The sequence below is a fragment of the Paenibacillus sp. ICGEB2008 genome (assembly GCF_000307675.1).
Lineage (GTDB): Bacteria > Bacillota > Bacilli > Paenibacillales > Paenibacillaceae > Paenibacillus > Paenibacillus polymyxa.
Genome location: NZ_AMQU01000004.1, coordinates 47,525 through 66,279 on the forward strand (window position 1 = coordinate 47,525; position 18,755 = coordinate 66,279).

At 46.5% G+C, this 18,755-nt stretch carries 14 protein-coding genes; 3 read left to right on the top strand and 11 right to left on the bottom strand.

Annotated elements, in window-relative coordinates; all coding sequences use genetic code 11:
* Positions 1 to 278: 278 nt before the first annotated feature.
* Positions 279 to 1,553, top strand: a complete 1,275-nt coding sequence (locus C400_RS0101730) for an oligosaccharide MFS transporter (protein ID WP_017425784.1) — start codon at positions 279 to 281, stop codon at positions 1,551 to 1,553.
* Between the two features lie 63 nt (positions 1,554 to 1,616).
* On the opposite strand, the gene C400_RS0101735 is transcribed toward C400_RS0101730, so the two are convergent.
* On the bottom strand, positions 1,617 to 3,320 hold the full coding sequence (locus C400_RS0101735) for a methyl-accepting chemotaxis protein (protein ID WP_017425785.1): 1,704 nt from the start codon (positions 3,318 to 3,320) through the stop codon (positions 1,617 to 1,619).
* 31 nt (positions 3,321 to 3,351) lie between these two features.
* Positions 3,352 to 4,629: an ABC transporter substrate-binding protein gene (locus C400_RS0101740; protein ID WP_017425786.1), complete on the bottom strand. Its 1,278-nt coding sequence runs from the start codon at positions 4,627 to 4,629 to the stop codon at positions 3,352 to 3,354.
* A gap of 340 nt (positions 4,630 to 4,969) precedes the next feature.
* Here C400_RS0101740 and C400_RS0101745 point away from each other — a divergent pair, with 340 nt between their 5' ends.
* Entirely contained in the window at positions 4,970 to 5,722 is a 753-nt protein-coding gene (locus C400_RS0101745) for a copper amine oxidase N-terminal domain-containing protein (RefSeq protein WP_332829168.1), read from the top strand.
* 130 nt (positions 5,723 to 5,852) lie between these two features.
* Here the strand turns inward: C400_RS0101745 and C400_RS0101750 are convergent, their stop codons facing one another.
* The 5 genes from C400_RS0101750 to C400_RS0101770 form a co-directional block, all read right to left on the bottom strand.
* A complete protein-coding gene (locus C400_RS0101750; RefSeq protein WP_013370578.1) occupies positions 5,853 to 6,194 on the bottom strand; it encodes a darcynin family protein in 342 nt (113 codons plus the stop codon).
* Positions 6,195 to 6,276: 82 nt separating this feature from the next.
* Entirely contained in the window at positions 6,277 to 6,858 is a 582-nt protein-coding gene (locus C400_RS0101755; RefSeq protein WP_017425788.1) for a Crp/Fnr family transcriptional regulator, read from the bottom strand.
* A 124-nt stretch (positions 6,859 to 6,982) separates the two neighbouring features.
* Complete coding sequence (locus tag C400_RS0101760; RefSeq protein WP_017425789.1) at positions 6,983 to 8,824, bottom strand: adenine deaminase; 1,842 nt, start codon at positions 8,822 to 8,824, stop codon at positions 6,983 to 6,985.
* A gap of 104 nt (positions 8,825 to 8,928) precedes the next feature.
* Positions 8,929 to 11,289, bottom strand: coding sequence for an RNA polymerase recycling motor HelD (gene helD, locus C400_RS0101765; protein ID WP_017425790.1), 2,361 nt, complete (start codon positions 11,287 to 11,289; stop codon positions 8,929 to 8,931).
* Positions 11,290 to 11,649: 360 nt separating this feature from the next.
* Positions 11,650 to 12,681, bottom strand: coding sequence for an FUSC family protein (locus C400_RS0101770; protein ID WP_031463284.1), 1,032 nt, complete (start codon positions 12,679 to 12,681; stop codon positions 11,650 to 11,652).
* A gap of 355 nt (positions 12,682 to 13,036) precedes the next feature.
* Here C400_RS0101770 and C400_RS0101775 point away from each other — a divergent pair, with 355 nt between their 5' ends.
* A complete protein-coding gene (locus tag C400_RS0101775) occupies positions 13,037 to 14,206 on the top strand; it encodes a glycosyltransferase family 4 protein (protein ID WP_017425791.1) in 1,170 nt (389 codons plus the stop codon).
* 33 nt (positions 14,207 to 14,239) lie between these two features.
* On the opposite strand, the gene C400_RS0101780 is transcribed toward C400_RS0101775, so the two are convergent.
* The 4 genes from C400_RS0101780 to C400_RS0101795 all read right to left on the bottom strand — a co-directional run bounded on the left by C400_RS0101780 (position 14,240) and on the right by C400_RS0101795 (position 18,679).
* Positions 14,240 to 14,872: a DUF2238 domain-containing protein gene (locus tag C400_RS0101780; protein WP_017425792.1), complete on the bottom strand. Its 633-nt coding sequence runs from the start codon at positions 14,870 to 14,872 to the stop codon at positions 14,240 to 14,242.
* 26 nt (positions 14,873 to 14,898) lie between these two features.
* Complete coding sequence (locus C400_RS0101785; protein WP_016819189.1) at positions 14,899 to 15,102, bottom strand: YwbE family protein; 204 nt, start codon at positions 15,100 to 15,102, stop codon at positions 14,899 to 14,901.
* Between the two features lie 69 nt (positions 15,103 to 15,171).
* Positions 15,172 to 15,912: a DUF1361 domain-containing protein gene (locus C400_RS0101790; protein ID WP_017425793.1), complete on the bottom strand. Its 741-nt coding sequence runs from the start codon at positions 15,910 to 15,912 to the stop codon at positions 15,172 to 15,174.
* Positions 15,913 to 16,126: 214 nt separating this feature from the next.
* Complete coding sequence (locus C400_RS0101795; protein ID WP_017425794.1) at positions 16,127 to 18,679, bottom strand: beta-mannosidase; 2,553 nt, start codon at positions 18,677 to 18,679, stop codon at positions 16,127 to 16,129.
* Positions 18,680 to 18,755: the final 76 nt, after the last annotated feature.

Consider the following 18,755-nt stretch of genomic DNA (forward strand, 5'->3'; position numbering starts at 1 on the left):
TCAGCCAGACCTTAGAACAATTCTACTTCTTGCCGTGTTTCTCCTCCTACTAAATGAGCTCAATGAACTATAAAGAATTTTACACGTAGGACTTATTTCTTACAAGATGAGAAAAGTTATGTACAACCCAACCTGGCAATTGATTGCAATAAGCACAGGAAATCTTGGGAAAATGCCCTATGGATTCAATTCAATCCTCCTTACAATTAATAGTACAGACAATGCTTAATGACGTTGTCAACACATTGAGCAGCTACAATTTGAAGGGGTGCTTATACATGAGGAATTTGGCAAAACGCAACTACTGGTCTTTGAGCGTTTTTAACTTCGCTTATCTGTTTACATGGTCTGCCGCCATGTCTTTTTTTGTCATTTGGCTAGGACAAAGCCTGGGGATTTCAGAAACCTACACAGGGTTTTTATACGCGGCAAACTCTATCGTCGCCTTGATCATGCAACCCCTGTTTGGGTACTTATCCGACAAGCTGGGCTTGAGAAAACATCTGCTGTACATACTTTTTACGATTCTTTTGCTCGTCGGACCCTTCTTTATCTATGTGTACGGTCCATTGCTTCAAACACAGTTCGTCATTGGTGCCATTGTCGGCGCCCTATTTATCGGCCTGGTGTTTAATGCAGGTAACGGTGTCGTCGATTCCTATATGGACAAAGTGTCACGCAAATATGGGTTTGAATACGGACGAGTTCGTATGTGGGGCTCACTCGGATGGGCAGCTGCTACCTTTGTTGCGGGACGGGTCATCAATATTAATGTAAATCTGACCTTCTGGATTGCCTCCGTATCTGCCGTTGTTGCCATGATCTGCATCTTCCTGACCAAAGTCGAAATTTCCGGACAGGAGCAGCAGAAAACTGAATCGTTGAAGCTCATTGACGTACTGCATCTCGTACGCACCACAAAGTTCTGGTTTCTAATGCTATTCATGGTTGGCGTGACCCAAATTTATGAGGTATATGACCAGCAATTTGCCACCTATTTCGTATCTCAGTTCAGTTCTAAAGCAGAAGGAAATCAATTCCTTGGCGACTTAAGTGCTGTGCAAGTATTCCTGGAATTTGTGTTCCTGTTTGTTACCCCATGGTTTGTGAACAAAACGACTGCCAAATGGGCATTGATTATTGCCGGGACGATCATGTCGTTGCGTATTATCGGTTCTTCACTGCCGTTCGGTTCCATATGGGTGGCTGCGATGAAAATGATTCACTCTCTGGAGAAACCGCTGATTCTGGTCGCCATCTTCAAGTACATTACCGTCAACTTTGACCAGCGCTTATCGTCCACCATGTACCTGCTCTATTTGTTTATGGGCTCCCTGGTGGTATCTGTGTTCTCACCTATTGTCGGACATATGTATGAAGTTCTGAATTTCCCGATCACTTATGTTATTTTGGGTTCCATTGCCGGTCTGTTCACCATCATTTCCTGCTTTACGCTGACAGCTGACAAGAAAAATGGAGAACGGTACCTAGAGGAACGCCGTAAACAGGATCTGAAAAGATCTGCTAAAAAAGCTGAAGCCGTTCACTCGTAATCTAATGGTAACAGCGGTAGTCTAGGACTTGTTTTTCTCGTCCAAGGCTACCGCCAACTTACTTTAAATTTTGAATACAGACACCGTTTGATTCATCTCTTCCGCCCGCTTGGCAAGCATGTTAGCACCTGCAGACACTTCCTGCATGGAAGCAGTAGTTTCCTCGACTACGCTTGCGACTGTTTGAGTAGAATCGGCTGCACGTTCGGAGATTTCGGCAATTTTCTTCATAGATTCCACCATAGAAACGGTTCCTTCATTTACGGATCTTGCTTCTACAGCCGCAGTGTCTACCTCACCGCTCACTTCTTCAACGGCACCGACAATTTCAGAAAAGACGTTACCGACACCTTCGACAAGCATCATACCTTCATTTAGTGATTGAACACCTTCATTCATCGAGATGACAACTTCGTCTGTTCTTAATGCGATTTCGTTGACCAGAGAGGAAATCTTACCGGTTGCTTCACTTGCTTGTGCCGACAAATTGCGTACTTCATAAGCGACAACCGCAAATCCTTTTCCCTGCTCTCCCGCTCTTGCAGCTTCTATACTCGCATTGAGTGAAAGCAAGTTGGTTCGGGCTGCTATATCACTGATCATAGCTGTGATCTGTCTAATCTCCGCTGACTTTTCTCCTAGAATATTTACTACTTCAGCGGATTGAGTTACCTTGGTATGCACATCTCTTATTTGAGAGACAGTGGAAGACATTTGGGTTTTCCCGTTGTTTGCTTTTTCTTGTGCTTGGATTGTGAGATTAGCTACATTCACAAAGCGATTGGTTATGTTCTCTACACTTTTAGAAACACCTACCGTGTAATTCAGCGTTTCAGCAATATCTGCAAGCTGTGTCTGAGATCCCTCTGCGACTTGAGTGGCACTTATAGCTATCTGCTCGGTAGCAATGCTTGTCTGTTCTGCACTGGCTGTTAGCTGTTCAGCCGTAGAAGCAACCAGTAAGGAATTATCCACAACTTCCTTTAAAAGGTTGCGCAGTGAATCGCACATTTCATTAAAATCGGATGCCAATTCCCCGACCTCATCTTTGGATCGGACCCTAAGAGGTTCCACTTGCAGGTTCCCCCTCGTTACCAGCTTTATCTGTTCCGCTATCCTTAATATGGGCTTAGTGAACGATTGAGCCAGTAAAAAAGAACCGATAATTCCCAGGATCGTACATATGATAGTCAAAGAAATCATCAAAAGTCTACCTGAATGGTAAGATTGACTCGATTGATTAGCTGCCTCAGTGGCATACTGCTCATTAAGCACCTTCAGTTTATTTACATCGTCTAATGCCGCCTTATAAATAGAAGAATTTCCATGAACGATCATGTAGGCCATCACTTTGTCGTTTTCTTCCATGGCAGCGGAAACCACCTTTAGATGGCGAAGATACATTGCCCACTGACCATAAAAGTTGGTGAACAGTTCTTTTTCCTCCGCTGTAGAGGCTAAACTTTGATATTTATTTACACTCTTATCCATTGAAGCTGTAGCTTTGGTTAGTTCTTCTTGATAAGTGGTGCGAATAGCCTCATCCTCTTCGAGTATCAATCGAACAGTTAGTCTATCGATTTCTGTAATCTGCTTATCCATACCCTGAAGAAGAATAACCGCAGGTAAAGACCTGTTATTTACCTTATCAGAAGCCTCTCCCATTTCCGACATCTTAATGACGCCTATAACACTTGAAAGGGACAGTACGACAACCAGTATGAGAGCTGCACTAATTATTTTTTTCTTTAACGTTAATTTAAACATCCTTATCTTCCTTCCCGTGACTGGTCTCATATCATCCCCGCTGAGCTTTCCAGTATATGCGTATTTGGCGCAACAGCTCAGTCTTATCTATCTTTCCACTAATGTAGCTTTGGATAGATGCTCCTGTGATGGCCCCATGATCAGGTGGAAGTGTTGCCATAAACGGCAGCGTCTTTCCGCTCGACAAATATGACTTGATCGATTTACTCAAGGGATCGGTAGGCACCAAGTCAATACTCTTGAAGGCCGGTATAACATTGGCCTTGTTGACCAAAAGTTCCTGACCGGACTTTTCGTATACCAGCCAGTTTAAAAATTTCTTGGCTTCCTCTTGCTGCTGAGGCGTGGTAGCTGTGGAGTCGATGAATACATACTTTGTCACACCAACTGTGATCTTTGAATTGTTTGGATCATTCGTATTATCATTTAACGGAAGAGGCAAAAAACCGTATTCCTCATTTGCCGTATCATTGCTCTTTATTCCATTCCAAGCCCAGTTACCCATAAACCAAAGCCCTACCTTGCCCTCTCCCAAAGCTTTGGCTCCATCGTCATACGTACTGTCCAAAGGCGAGTGCTTATTGATGCTGTTATCCTTGAGCAGGTCTAAAGTTTGTACCCATCCAGACATTACACTGTTTTGGGACAAATCGATGGAGTTGTTCTGCATACCTTTAACAAACTCTGGAAAACCTTCGGGTTGAACAGAATAAGACAGAGCTAAAAGATGAGAGCCGAGAGACCAGTCCATTGGTGAAAGCATGACCGGTGCTACTCCCGACTGCTGAATCTTAGCCATTAATGAGTTAAGGCTGCTTCTACTTTGCACCGAAGAAGGATCAAAAGAACCCCCTGTTGCCTTGTCCAATACTTTTTTGTTATAGATTAATCCATAGCCTTCCACTGCAAATGGAAATCCCAGCACAGCATCGTTTTTCTTAACAGCGTCAAGTCCATTTTCTATCGTATCGGCTACCCACTTCTCTTTACTTAAATCAACGGCTTTATCCAGGAATGTCTGCGTGTCTCCCGGGTCAAGCATCGACATCGTTGCTGGACTTCCTGAGCCGTACATCGACATCAGCTTTTGATATGCAGACGTTCCCTCTGGAGCAGTAATAATTTCTAAAGATACTTCCGGATGCTCTTGATTGTATTGTTTTGCCACTTCTTCCAATTGGGTTTTTATTTCAGATTTGGAATTCAAAAATGTAATCTTAGTCGTCTGCTCTGATACTGGTGATGCTGAACAACCTATAAACATCAATAAACATGCTAGAGAAATCGCAACTTTTAGCTGTTTTCTCATTAACTTTCCCCCTAAAGATTTACTTTGTAAATTTTATGAACAATATTCAATGTTATCGACATAATTCCCCAGGGAGATTAGAAGTTTTTAGTTGGTAAATATCGGAAATCAGATTGAATAGTACAAACTGGTTGTTACGTTCAGTTAATGAATAGGAAAGCGCAACGAATTTTATCCAGTCGCGTCTGAATATGGTGAAAAGTTGCTACGCAACAAATTTATTTAAAAAAGGAGAAGTCATTTATGAACAAAGCATTCTTTGTTTTTTTTTCTTGCTATCTTTTTATGTATTTCATCGTCCACTACATATGCAGCACAAAATCAAATCAAAATTGACGGTGTGGCTATTGCAACCGATGCGAAGCCAGAAATGAAGAACAAACGTACAATGGTACCTTTACGTGTTATTAGCGAAAGTTTGGGGGCTAGCGTCGAGTGGTCCGATTCCGGGGTTATTCTCGCTAAGAGCGATATGAAAGTAAAATTAGCAATAAACAGAAGCATAGCGGAGAAAAACGGTAAAAAGATACTGCTTGATGTAAAACCATACGTGAAAAATAATCGCATATATGTTCCACTTCGTTTTATTGCAGAGGCGTTCGGATGTAAAGTCAATTACAGCAACCTTATAGTGACTATTACTACTGAACCATTGTTCATAAACGGTGTACAAGTAAAGGCAGTTCAACAGGAGTACCATATGATCATGGGCGGCGTAGTTCAGCAAATTCACGGCAATGCATATAACAAAACCATTTATAATATGTTTGCAAAAAACAAAGGTGAAAAGGTTGAAGCACCTGAAAACTATTCTTGGAGCTTCACTATTGACACTCTTGGGTCTTATTATAAAAATGCACAATACGATTTCTTAGACCAAAAGGGGAAAAGCTTAGCTCGTTTTGACGTGTATTCTTTAATCCAGTCCTTTCCATCCGAAGTTTTAGTCGGGTATCCCAAGTTTTTGATTCATGACGTATCCAAAGATGAGTGGTACTTGTTTAGCGATAGCGCAGCAAAATCTATTAATCAGTTAATTAATAATGCAACAAATAATGGATTTCTGAAGGTTATAAGTGATACCGTTGTATAATGCGATTTTGTCTTATTAGCGTCTTTAATAGAAAAAGGCGAATTCCCAGCTAATAGAAAAGCCTGGGAACTCGCCTTGTATAAATCCTATACAAGCTGAACTTTTTTACATAGTAAGGGAGTATGATGGGTTATTTGTCCATCTGTAGCATTTCGGACTCATAGGACTGAAATGCATTTTCCATCCCCATTACTACATCTTTAATCTTCATGTACCCTTTAGTATACGGCTCCGAATCACGAATTTCTTCCCACATATAGTGATATTGCTTCATATCCTCTGTTTCGCATACAACGAAATCTGTATAGTCCTTTCCAGGCAGCGCTTCTGCATCAAAAAAACGAACCTGTACATGCTCACTATATTTCTGAATGCGAGCCTGCAAGGCCCCCGCATGTTTTCGGCGTTCTTCCCTGGGTAGAGCCAACCAGGAAGGGTAGAATTCCAACAATACAATCATCATATAACGCATATGCCTATCTCCTTTTTTGTGAAGCTTGAATGGATTTACCGTTATTGTACGCCACTTGTCTGCCAAACCGCATTAACATAGGTTAATGCGGATCGCTGCGCAGCAAACGACTAAGTGAGACGGGGGATACGCCTATGTACGAAGCTATATGGTATTGTGCAACTCGTTTATCCAATCCGGGGTACTTGAGAAGAAAGGCGTTATAACGTTCCCTAGCTGAAAGATACAACAATTCACGTTCCCGTTCCTCTTTGCGAATGTATAGTCTCTCCACGCTGTTACGCACGAATCTTTCCCACATATGGCTTGTATCCATAAGCTCCTTCAGGACATGATATGGAATTTCAATAACAACCGAATCTTCCATGGCCTCAATCGTAAAAGTGGATGGTTTACCTTGAACCATAGCGCCATAAGAGGTTACATAATCATTTTCTGGTGAAAAACCAACATTATATTCTCTACCATCTGCCAAAGTATAAAACAACCGGAATAATCCCTCCGAACAAAAATAAGCATGTTTCACAGGTTCCCCTGTTTCAATAAGATATGTACCCTGCTGAACATGCCTCACACGGGTTTGCTCTACAAACCTGTTCCAATCCTGATCTATAATTGAGGCTTGATGAGCCATTTTTTCTAATGAACGATAATATAATTGCATCTGCTCACCACCCCACAAAACGTTGATTAAGGAATTAAAGATACCTTTCGGACTATATAAGAAAACAGGGGCTATCCCTCAGGTCTGGGTAGACCTGCAGGACAACCCCCAGCGACGTATTCTATCAGGCTTCCGTAGCATCCTCTTCCACGAAAAGAGACACCTTGCGTATACCGTCGGCTCCGATCACGACAAGTCCCTGATCCGACAGGCGGATTTCAGGGATTACGACCAGTGCGAGCAACGACAGTGTCATCAGCGCGTTGTTCAGCATGCAGCCGGATTGCTGAAGTGCCCGGCTGATACTTTCGGACTGCGCAGCCACCTCTGCAAACGGAGCTGGGGACATCAGCCCAGCGATTGGGAGCGGGAAGCGCGTATCACCCGAGGCGGATACAACCACCACGCCGCCACGCAGAGCAACGGCCTGCTTCGCCGCCTGGGTCATGAGCTCGTCATCATTACCAATGACAAGCAGGTTGTGGCTGTCATGCGCTACGGTCATGGCAATTGCAGCCGGCTCGGTGAAGCCGACGCCTGTCACAAGCGCCACCGCGTGGCTGCCACTGGCATGATGCCGCTCGAAAACGGCGATTTTGCACAAATCCTGCGCAGGATCTGATGCAACTTCACCATCACGCACCGGAACGGTCATCCGCACTTCCTTCGTATCCACATGATTTTCCGTGACACGAATTACCCGTACAGGTACATTCCCTTCCTGTACTGGAGCCGCAATACGAAAATCTGCAGCACTCAGCTCTCGACCCAAATGGACCGTGTCCATCACTTCCGCAGGATAAACAAAGCCTTCCCAGTCGGCGACCATTTGTCCGTACTCAGCCACCAGTTGGCCCGCTGCGATGGTAGCCGTCACATTCACTTCGGCTAAGCGGCCATCAAGCAGGATAATATCGGCAATCGCACCGGGAATAATCGAGCCAATGTCCCGTGCTACGCCGAAGCGCTCTGCCGTATTCAGCGTTGCCATTTGAAAGGCAGTCACGGGTTTAACGCCCTGCGCAATCGCATGACGCACCACGAAGTCCATCTGCCCTTCATGGAGCAGGGATTCCGCACTGCGATCATCCGTCACCAGCATCATGCGGCGCGTGTCGAGACCCATTTCCGTGCTGGCACGGATCGTCTCGGCCACATCATGCCATGCGGAGCCTTGCCGCATCTTGGCATACATGCCGAGCCGGATGCGCTCGGCTACATCCTCGGGCGTGACACATTCGTGATCGCCCGTAATTCCTGCGGCTGCGTAGACCGGCAGCCGCCAATCATCGGAGGCCCATGTAAAATGGCCGTCCGCCACCTTGCCGGCGCGCAGCGTGGCCTGAATTTCCCCAATCATCACGTCGTCACCATAGACGACGCCAGGGAAATTCATTACTTCGCCCAGTCCAATCATATCTGGGCCCCAGCTTAGAGCCTCTGCGACTTCCGCCGGACCGAAAGAGGCACCGGTCGTTTCCAGCTCTGGGCCTGTGGAAGGCACGCAGGAAGCTACCTGCATGTAAGCAGCCAGCGGTGTCGTGCGGGCTTCGTCCAGCATTAGACGAAGCCCTTTTAGACCGAGCACATTGGAAATTTCATGTGGGTCAAAAAAACCGCCCGTCACGCCCAGCGGCAGTACAGCCAAAGCAAATTCAGTTACGGTGAGCTGCGTACTTTCGATATGACAATGTCCGTCCAGTAAACCCGGTGCCATATAGCGGCCTTCCGCTTCAATGATTACGGTGTCCTCTCCAATCGTATGGCTAACGTCTCTACCGACGTAGGCGATACGAGAGCCTTGCACAGCAATAGACATGCCCGGTAACAATTCGCCCGATACCACATTGACCAGCGTTCCTCCGCGGATCACCAGCGATGCCTTGCGCTCCCCTCTAGCTGTAGCTACCAACTCGGGCACACAGTCCGCCAGCGGTGGGCGTTGAAATACTCTTTTCATGTCCATTACGTTTGTAACCTCCGTTTATGCTTCTTACCTGTTTGGCTTATTTGCTTATGTTACTGGAATACGCTCAATATTGCCAGCCGCCCCTAAAGAACCTGGTCACTTTATTCCACTTTACGGATATACGTCTCCGATTCCTGCGAACTCACGAATGGCGTAATCTCCCCTATGCTATAGATATGCAGCAAATGCATCGCTCGCGTACAGGCCGTGTAGAACAATTTACGCTCACTCTCACGCTGGTATACTTGGGCCGATCCGTCATAAATGAGAACCGCATCAAACTCCACGCCTTTCGCCAGATAGGCCGGAATAATATGAATCCCCTTTTCAAAAGCGGGAGTTGTTTTCTTAATTAATTTTGGCTTTACTGGCAGTTGTCCTTCTAGTGCTTCGTAGGCTGCCGCGCTTTCATCAGCATTTTTACAGATCACCGCTATGGATTCATAACCCTCTGCCAGCAATTTTGTAACATTCTCAGTTATCAGTTGATGCAGCTTTTCACGCGAGTTCACCTCGGTTACCAGAGGCTTCTCACCCTTACGGTTAAACGGAACAATATGCTCCCCTCCTGCTACCATCCCCCGGGTAAACTCTACAATCTCCTGTGTGGAACGATAGCTGCGTGTCAGGGAAATCATCTCAGTCTGTTCTGCTCCATACAGGTCATACAATGGTTCTGCATCCTGAAGCACCGAAGCATGGGCATAGATAGCCTGATTAAAATCGCCCAGTGCTGTCATTTTAGCCTGTGGAAATAATCGTTTGAAGAACGCCAGCTGGAATGGTGAATAGTCCTGTGCCTCATCAATAAACACATGACGGATGTTGCTATTGGAGCGGAAGCCCAGCATCAGCTCACGCAAATATAAAAAGGGCGTCACATCCTCATACGCTAGTTCTCCAGCCTGAATGCGTTTCAGAGTTTGCCGACTAATTTCACTCCAGTTGACGGGCAGCTCTGCATGATTCGACAGTTCGCTTAATAACGTCTCGTTCATAAACAGCTCGCTGTATAGACGGGTTGTATCCACGAAGCGAAGTGCCTTAATCCACTTGCGCAGGGGCTTTAAGCGATCACTGACCACCATACGCGCCAATATTTCTCTTTCACGCGTAAAGTCGTCGAAGGTATCGCCTTTATTCTTGGATTTCCGGCGCATGCGGTTATATGCACGCTGATAATCCTCCGGCTCCATCAGATCCATCTGCTGGTCCACCCAAGGAGCGGAGCATTCTTCCTTACCAAAGCGAGCCAGTTCTTTGAGCATCCAATCACGCAGCAGCTCCAATCTGTTCGCCAGCCGCACAGCCGAGTCAAATCCATAAAACTTGCTTGCCAATTGCTCTACTGAAATCACCTCACGTCCCTGAAAACGAACCGGTTTAAAACGCATTCCCTTTTGTTCCAGGTGCGCTTTGTAGCCTGTAATCACATGTAAGAACGTCTTGGATGACTTAAAGCGGATACCTTCCATCCTAGCCTCATACCCAGGCTGTGACGACGCTGATAGCACATATTCCAGCTGCTCAAAAGGATCTTCTAGCTGAAACTCCCGGCCCAAACGCCGTTCCAAATATTCCTGAAATGTGGCCTGAAGCATATTTTCCTCACCCAATTCAGGCAATACTGTCGAAACATAACTGTTGAACATGGGGTTTGGCGAGAATAACACGACCTGATCTGCTCGCAAGTGATCCCGATACTTGTATAGCAAATATGCTACTCTCTGAAGCGCAGCGGAGGTTTTACCGCTTCCTGCCGCTCCCTGAACTATCAGCATCCGGCTTCGATCATCACGAATGATGCGATTCTGCTCCTTTTGAATGGTGGCGACAATGCTTTTCATTTGAGCATCCGAGCTCCGGCTTAATACGGCTTGAAGGAGTTCGTCTCCAATGGTGACGCCAGTATCGAACATAAAGCGGATCTGTCCGTCACGGATCGAGAATTGGCGTTTGAGCGTCAGTTCTCCTTCCATTTCTCCTGCTGGGGTCTTATAAGAAGCGGGACCTGGCATGTTATCGTAATAAAGATTCGAAATAGGCGCGCGCCAGTCGTAGATCAGAAATTCCTCATCCTGGTTATCCAGCAGGGAGGCAATCCCCAGATAAATACGCTCCGCAGTCTGCCCTTCCTCAGCAAAATCAATACGTGCAAAATAAGGTGAGTCAAGCAACTTTTTCAAACGACCTAACGCCTCAGTGGAATGCTTGTGTCTTCGTTCCCGCTCAGACAAAATCTCAGACTGCTGACGCAAACTGGTGGACGTCTCTCCCACATCATCCGCCTCACTGAAATTGATCGTTACCTCATCCCAGAAGTCTTTACGCATATCGACGACATCGCCTCGCACAGAACCAACCTCTGTCTCCAGCTTCCGAATACGCCCGCTAATGACTGCGGTCACATCTTCTACTCTTCGTTGTTCCTCATTCCATTGCTGCTCAGTAGTCACTGACATCGCTCCTGTTCCGTTTCCTCCTGCTCCGCGCAGGGCTCCCTTGCGTACAAACTATGCTCTATTATGGACCCGGGCATACTCATCGCATCCCCCTGATCCGGGAAAATTGACTATTCCTTTGAAGCATGCTATAATGTAACAAGTAGTGTGTTAACAACCTATGCAATACGGTTTTACTATGTAAAACATAGCATCCTCTATTGTAGCAAGTTCAGTCCCTGTTCGCAACCAGTGGGCTTTTTTTGTGCTTTCTGGCAACCTTCCATTAGCCTGTTCCTACTTTATTAAATTCATTACATAAAAAAGCGACCGTCCATCTGATTGATGAATACGGTCGCCTTTTCTTTTTTCCGAAATCGCCTATCGGCTCTCTTCCACAGGATGAATATGGTCGGCCAGTCTGCTCAATCGCTCCAGTTGATGACCATAGTCGTACATCGTCGCAGCTACGATGGAAAGCCGTAGCATTCCCTCCTGACAATGGTCAAAACGTGTAATTGCATGCTTCATAAAATCACCGTTAGCCTGCTGGAACAATTCACTTTCATCCTCATTTGGTTTCAGTTTATTTTCGAATTTCAGCAGAGCGTGCTCGTGGAAACGAATCAGCCGCTCCAGATGGTCGTCAAAAAACGCATCTGTTCCCTCTGGACGTAAAGATTGGAAGTAGTGCCTTTCCACCGCATCCAAGACCTCGTAACCTTTGTGCAAACTTTCGAGCATTTGTTTGTATACGACCATTTGTCTCGTCTGACTGAACTTGGTGCGCTTGAGCTTTTTCTGCTCCTCTTCGAACAAATGATATTTATCCGAGAGTGATTTAATAGCTCCCTCCAAATTTCCTTTTTCCTCTCTAAAGACAGACTCCTTAATCTCATCGGAAATGGCAGTTCGCAGCAGCAAGGACATGCTGTTAAATACATTTTGAATCTGATTGATAAACTGCCTTTTCGGTTTGGGAGGAAAAACGGTAATGTTGATGACAAAAGCAGACACAATCCCGATCAGAGTCAGCGCAAAGCGGGTTACCGCAAATTTCCAGTCCCCTGAAGCTTCCATGACAGAAACAACGGTCACAAGTGTCAATCCAACCGTATCAGCCATGTTTATTTTCAGACATATCATAAGTACCAATACACATACCAGTCCGACCGCAATCGGCTCATTCGAAAATACCATTCCGCCCAGCAACGCCATGATTGCACCTAATGTGCTTGTTTGGAGTTGATCCAGAAAATAACGCCACGACCTATATATCGACGGTTGCATGGCAAAAATAGCGGCTATCGCTGCCCCCACAGGCGAATGGGTGTTCAAAAGCGTGCTCAGAAAAAGGGCGAGCGTCACTGCGATTCCCGTTTTTAACACCCGTGCTCCAAAAGCCACAGCCATCCCTCCTGCTTACCCTTCAAATTTATTCATACCGAATTACTATAATGAAATTTCAAGACAAAGTCCATGTTTTATTATTACCCAAAACCATCGGAGATCAGGAATATTTATGAAATGTACAGCTCCTACTAGGATACATATCAACAGAATTAACCTATTTGCATCAACCTCACAAGAGGAACTTATCGTGCTATGGATTAGTAAAATCTGAGAAGGGCGCCTGTCCGCAGGCCAACTTTTACAAAACCCAGCAAGCCCGTAAACAAAATCATGACACAATAAAAGCCGGAGCCTCCAAGCGGACTCCCCTGGAACATCATAGGATAAATGAGAATGGCGGAGGAGGAATGAAGGCATGCTTCGAGTCGCATTATTTACAGACACGTATACGCCTGATGTCAATGGCGCTGCTCTGACACTGGAACGATGGATTGGCTATTTGGAGACACATGGGGTATCTACGCTTGTCTTCGCACCAGAGGCAGATCATCATCTGTCCTCGGGGCCGGGTGTGGAGCGATTTCGAAGTATTCCCTTTTTATTGTACCGGGAATGCAGACTTGCGATCCCTAATGCCAAACAAATCAACGAGCGCCTGTTAGCCTTTTCCCCGCATCTAATTCATGTCGCTACTCCGTTTAACCTTGGCTTGTATGGAACAAGCTACGCTGCCAAACACCATATTCCACTCGTCGCCTCCTATCACACCCACTTTGATAAATACCTCGAATATTACAAGCTTCGCTGGCTTGAACCTGCATTATGGAAATACATGCTCTGGTTTCACAGACATTGTGAAAGGGTATATGTCCCCTCTCGGTCAACCATGGAATTGTTACGCAATAAAGGAATGGGACAGCTCGAAATCTGGGGTAGAGGAATTGACACCGACCGCTTCCAGCCCACAGTGAATCGCGAAGCGATATGGGAAAAATGGGGTGTTCGTGCAGACGCATTTGTGATTTTATATGTGGGCAGACTTGCACCGGAAAAGGGGATAGACACGTTACTGGATTCCTATCTCCAGTTACCCGACGACGTCCGCGCAGCCTCAGTACTGGTCATTGCAGGAGATGGCCCATTGTTTAAGTACAAAACTGCAGCAGATATCGGGGTGCCAGAGCACACAGTTCACTGGCTTGGTTTTGTAAAAGGACCGGAATTAGCTGAACTCTATGCTGCAGCCGATGTATTCCTCTTTCCCTCCACTACAGAAACCTTCGGTAACGTCGTGTTGGAGGCTATGGCCAGCGGCACACCCGTGATTGGCGCGAATGAAGGCGGGGTCAAAGACAATATAATCGATGGGAAAACAGGGCTACTGTGTCCAGCTGGGGACGCGGCTGCCTTTGCCAAAGCTGTACTCCTGTTGTACGAGGATGCCCCACTTCGCGACTTTCTGTCCAGAACCGGTAGAGCATACAGTCTGGAGCAGACATGGGACCGTATTTTTGAGCGGCTGCTGGACAGCTACATGGATGCAGCGACCCTACATCTCGACAGTTACCCTGTGACGCGAATATAACCCTCAAAAATATTGGACTTTCAAGAAACCCTGCTACACCTTTAGCTGCTTGAGCAGCTTGTTATGTACCCCGCTTAACAAAATCACCGCTGTCAGGGCACCGATGAACGCAAGAAGCATATCCCATTGAGTATCCCATATATCTCCCTGTGTTCCCAAAAAGGCCTCTACCGCTGTACCGGTTGCCTTGGCAACGGCAAACTCAATCAATTCGTACACAGCACTGATCGCAAGACATACACTAACCGTTAGAAAAGTGAGCCAGCTCCCGCTTCCCAAAGCCGTCTTACGTAACAGCACTTCCCTTACAATGAGTGCAGGCACAAAACCTTGCGCAAAATGCCCAAGTCGATCATAATAATTGCGCTCCAGCCCAAACGTATCCCGAATCCAGTTGAATAGCGGCATTTCAGCATAGGTATAGTGCCCGCCGACAATCAGGATCAATGCATGTAGCCAGATGAGGGTGTATACCAGATTGGTAAACTGAAATCGACGGTAAATAGCCGCCAGCAGTACACCTCCCAAAACGGCTGGGAGAACTTCCAGTACCCATGTAAAATAATCCGCCGGACGAACCAAGGACCAAATGAGAGCAAGCACCAGCAGTACAAGTAAAACAAGCGGGTAACGATCATTTTTAGACCATGCCGTTGCCTGATTCATACATCATCCCTCCTAAGCCTACAGCTCTATCCTTCTTTCATTACAATATGTTTGACACGTCCAACCTGCCCGTCTGCCAAACGTACTTTGATTCCATGCGGATGACGCGGGGAATTGGTCAAAATATCCTTCACCGTTCCTCGCGTCAGCTTACCCGTGGGCTGATCCTTTTTAAGCACAATATCCACCTGAAGACCAGCGCGGATATCAGATCGGTTCTGTCCGTTCATTGTAGCTATTCCTCCTTTGCCTTTACATTTTATCTTATGATGATAATTAGCCACTCAGCCCCATCGTAATCACCAGCGATGCCATTCGTCCCGGCGGCTGTTCCCCATCCAGACCACGCACATCGTGGATACATAGCTAACGAGCATAATCACGAATACCATCCCGCTAAACTCCACGAAATGCGTGCGTTGCAAAGAGTCTGCCCATATGGAAGATATTTGTGTGTACAACTGGGACGGCGCAGACACAATATCCCATGTGTTTCCTCGAAAGAAACGACCAATATAAATCCCCAGGCTACTTAGCAGAAGTACCGCCAGCATAAACAACCAGCTGACAAGCCCGCCTCGAGCACGCTGCACCAATTGTCGTACGGATTCAAGCGATACAACCCCCATGGTGAGGCCAAGCACAGCTACCAGCAGCATCCCTAATACATGATTCCAAAAGTACGGATTGCCCCAAAAACGCTGCTCCCCGAGAAAAGGATATCTGGCGAATACATGCAGCAAATCTGTAATCAAATAGGGTATATTGGGATAAAAGAAAAGCCAGCCAGCCCCTATGATCCAGAGCATAAATGTCCTCGTTACCCGTCTCCACGAGCAATGAATGACATCTAGCAAAAGCGTCAGCAGCATAGGAATCCAGGCCAGCATCATATTCCACCAAATAAAAAAATAAGGGCGGCCCCCTGAGGGCAATCGCACGTTAATGATCCACAATGTACTGATTACGGAGCATAAGGCCAGTGCGATAAAAATATAAAGTTTGACTGGATAATTTAACGATCTTAAACGGTCATACATATGTTACTTTCCCTCCTTGTAACCGTCCATCCTTCCTGACGTTCCAATTTACACCTGTTCTGGACAGTGTACACCACAATGGCTTCAAGCTCAATGGAAGCGCTCCACTCTGCATAAAATGAAGATAAAAAACATCTGTTCTCCCGAAGTTGACCTCATGTCCCCGGGAGACAGATGCTTACTGTATTCAAGGCGGATAAGCTTTTACCGTCCTCTACCCTTGTATCCAATTGACCAATGATTGTACCGTCAATGCACCTGGCGCAGCTGCCTCAAATGCTGAGGCACCGTTACGCAAGGTCAGAAATTCCACCGTTTTGGGAATACCGGGAGCCAGATCCAGGAGGTTGTCACTGAAAATCCCCTCCTGTTCTGCGGTCAACCACACATTTCTAGCAAGTGTATCCGAACAGAGCATGAATCTACTGCCCCCACTTCCCTGTATCTCTGTCACTTTAATTTTCGCCAGAGGTAAATCCATCTCTTTCGTGCCTGCAAAATAAATTTCGCTGGAGGCCACCTGTTCACCGTTTTGTATCAGACGTGCGACCAGCATATGCTCCGTACGATCCAGGCCATTCAGCCATTGGTCGGTAGGCAGTATATGTACGATCCCTGCGCCGCCCGCCGGCTGTTCTACCTTAACGTTCTCATCACGAATAGCCTGACTGCCACGGATATGCAAAAGCGTCAGCCGCAGCGTACCTGCTATCGGCTCTAGCGTATCGTTAACCAGATGCAGTTCTTTACTCCCCTGTTCCGTATCTACTGCACTCAAGAGCACATCGGCAAAGCTGCGTTTAGCTGTATATTGAAGCGCCTTCCAACGACCAAAATAGTCCATACTCGACCAAGAGGCAACGGGCCAGCAGTCATTCATCTGCCAGTATAATGTCCCCATGCAATAGGGCTTGTGACGACGATGGGCCTCTATAGCCATTTTCATCGCCTCTGCCTGTAAAACTTGGCTCATGAGAAGAAAACATGTAAAATCCTTGGGCTGCCGCATGTACCGTCCCATGTATTCTTGAATCAACCGATTGCCTGAACCGTTTTTTTGATGTGCCAGCATCACCGCAGATTCCAGTTCCAAATCCTTCTCTTCCGCATACGTGCGAACAGACTTGTATTCAGGAAAGGACTGAAAACCATACTCACTCATAAAACGGCCCACATGTATGTGATAATTCTCAAACGGCTCAGACGCATGCCATACTCCCCAATAATGAATGTCTCCTGCTGTTGAGGACGGATGAGCATGCTGGTTTCGATCTCCGGTCAGGTCAATTAGCGGTGAGGAGGGCCAATATGCCGTCTGCGGAGCCCAGGTATTTACCGCCTCCGGTAAAATCCGGTGAAAGAGCGTCTCATAATCATCCCATAGGCGTTCCCGTTGCTCAGGCGTGTAGGCCTTTTTCCAGCCCCAGCCCGCATTTTCTTCATAATGGGCCCACGCAGAATCAATCTCATTATTGCCGCACCATAACGCAATGCAAGGATGATGGCGCAATCGCTTGATGTTATCTTCGGCTTCCTGCGTCACATTGTCCAAAAAAGCCTGATCCCCCGGATACATGCTGCATGCGAACATAAAATCTTGCCACACGAGCAAGCCGTATTCATCACAAAGGTCATAAAATACGTCTTCTTCATAAATACCGCCACCCCACACCCGCAACATATTCATATTGGAGGCGGCTGCACTGGCAATTTCATGCCGATATCGTTCCAACGTAACTTCGGCAGCAAAGCTGTCATTCGGAATATGGTTGGCTCCTTTAGCAAACACGGGGATTCCATTCAGTTCAAAATAGAAGCTTTCGCCTGCCGTATCCCGCTCACGTATAAGACGGATCGATCGCAGTCCCGTTTTCACTGATTCTTCCGCAATCACCGCTTCCTGTGCTTGCTCCTTCAATTCGGCTACAAACGTATACTGATGCGGCTCTCCCAGTCCACGACACCACCACAGCTTCGGCTCCTTTATCACCAGCCCCAGCTCCACTGTTTGCTTTCCCTTCCGCAGGCGAACCGGTTTGGACCATACCCCGCCGTCAACAGAAATACACAACTCGACATCTCTAATCTCATCTGCATTTTCAATCTCTACCACTGCCGTGAGTTCAGCCCTCTCCGTACTCACTTCGTCCTGTCGAATAAATAAGTCTCTCACGATCAGTCCAGACCAAGCTTCTATCCGAACCTCTCTCCAGATTCCGCTCGTCACCAGCCTTGGTCCCCAATCCCAACCATAGTGATAGGGAGCCTTACGAGCGAAAACGCTTACTTTTTTATCGGACAAGCCACCTATCTCGGACTGATCATTCGGTGCGGGAAGTCCATAGCCCAACCTTTGCAGCTTAGGCACATCTTCCGTAATCGGAGAGCGAAAATGGATTTCAAGCCGATTTTTCCCTTGCTGAACAAATGCCTTCACATCCTGTCTCCATACCCGAAACATATTATTGGCCGATAAGACAGCTTGACCATTTACTCTTACATCTGCGTATGTGTCCAGGCCTTCCAACACCAGCTCTACACATTGACATTGAAGCTGATTTGCATCTATCTCAAAATAGGCTTCGTATATCCAATCCTGCTTATCAACCCACTGTACCTCTATCTCGTTCATACCGATAAAAGGGTCAGGAATTTTACCATGTTGCAAAAGATCGGTATGCACACAACCCGGCACTTTCGCACTGAGCCACTCATCAGTTTGTGCTTCCCTAAACCTCCAGCCATCCAATCCTATTACATTAATCATCGTCGCAAGCCTCCCTATAAGGATGATTGGGAACATCTGGATCACTCATCAACATAACAAAAATAACATTAAGCTA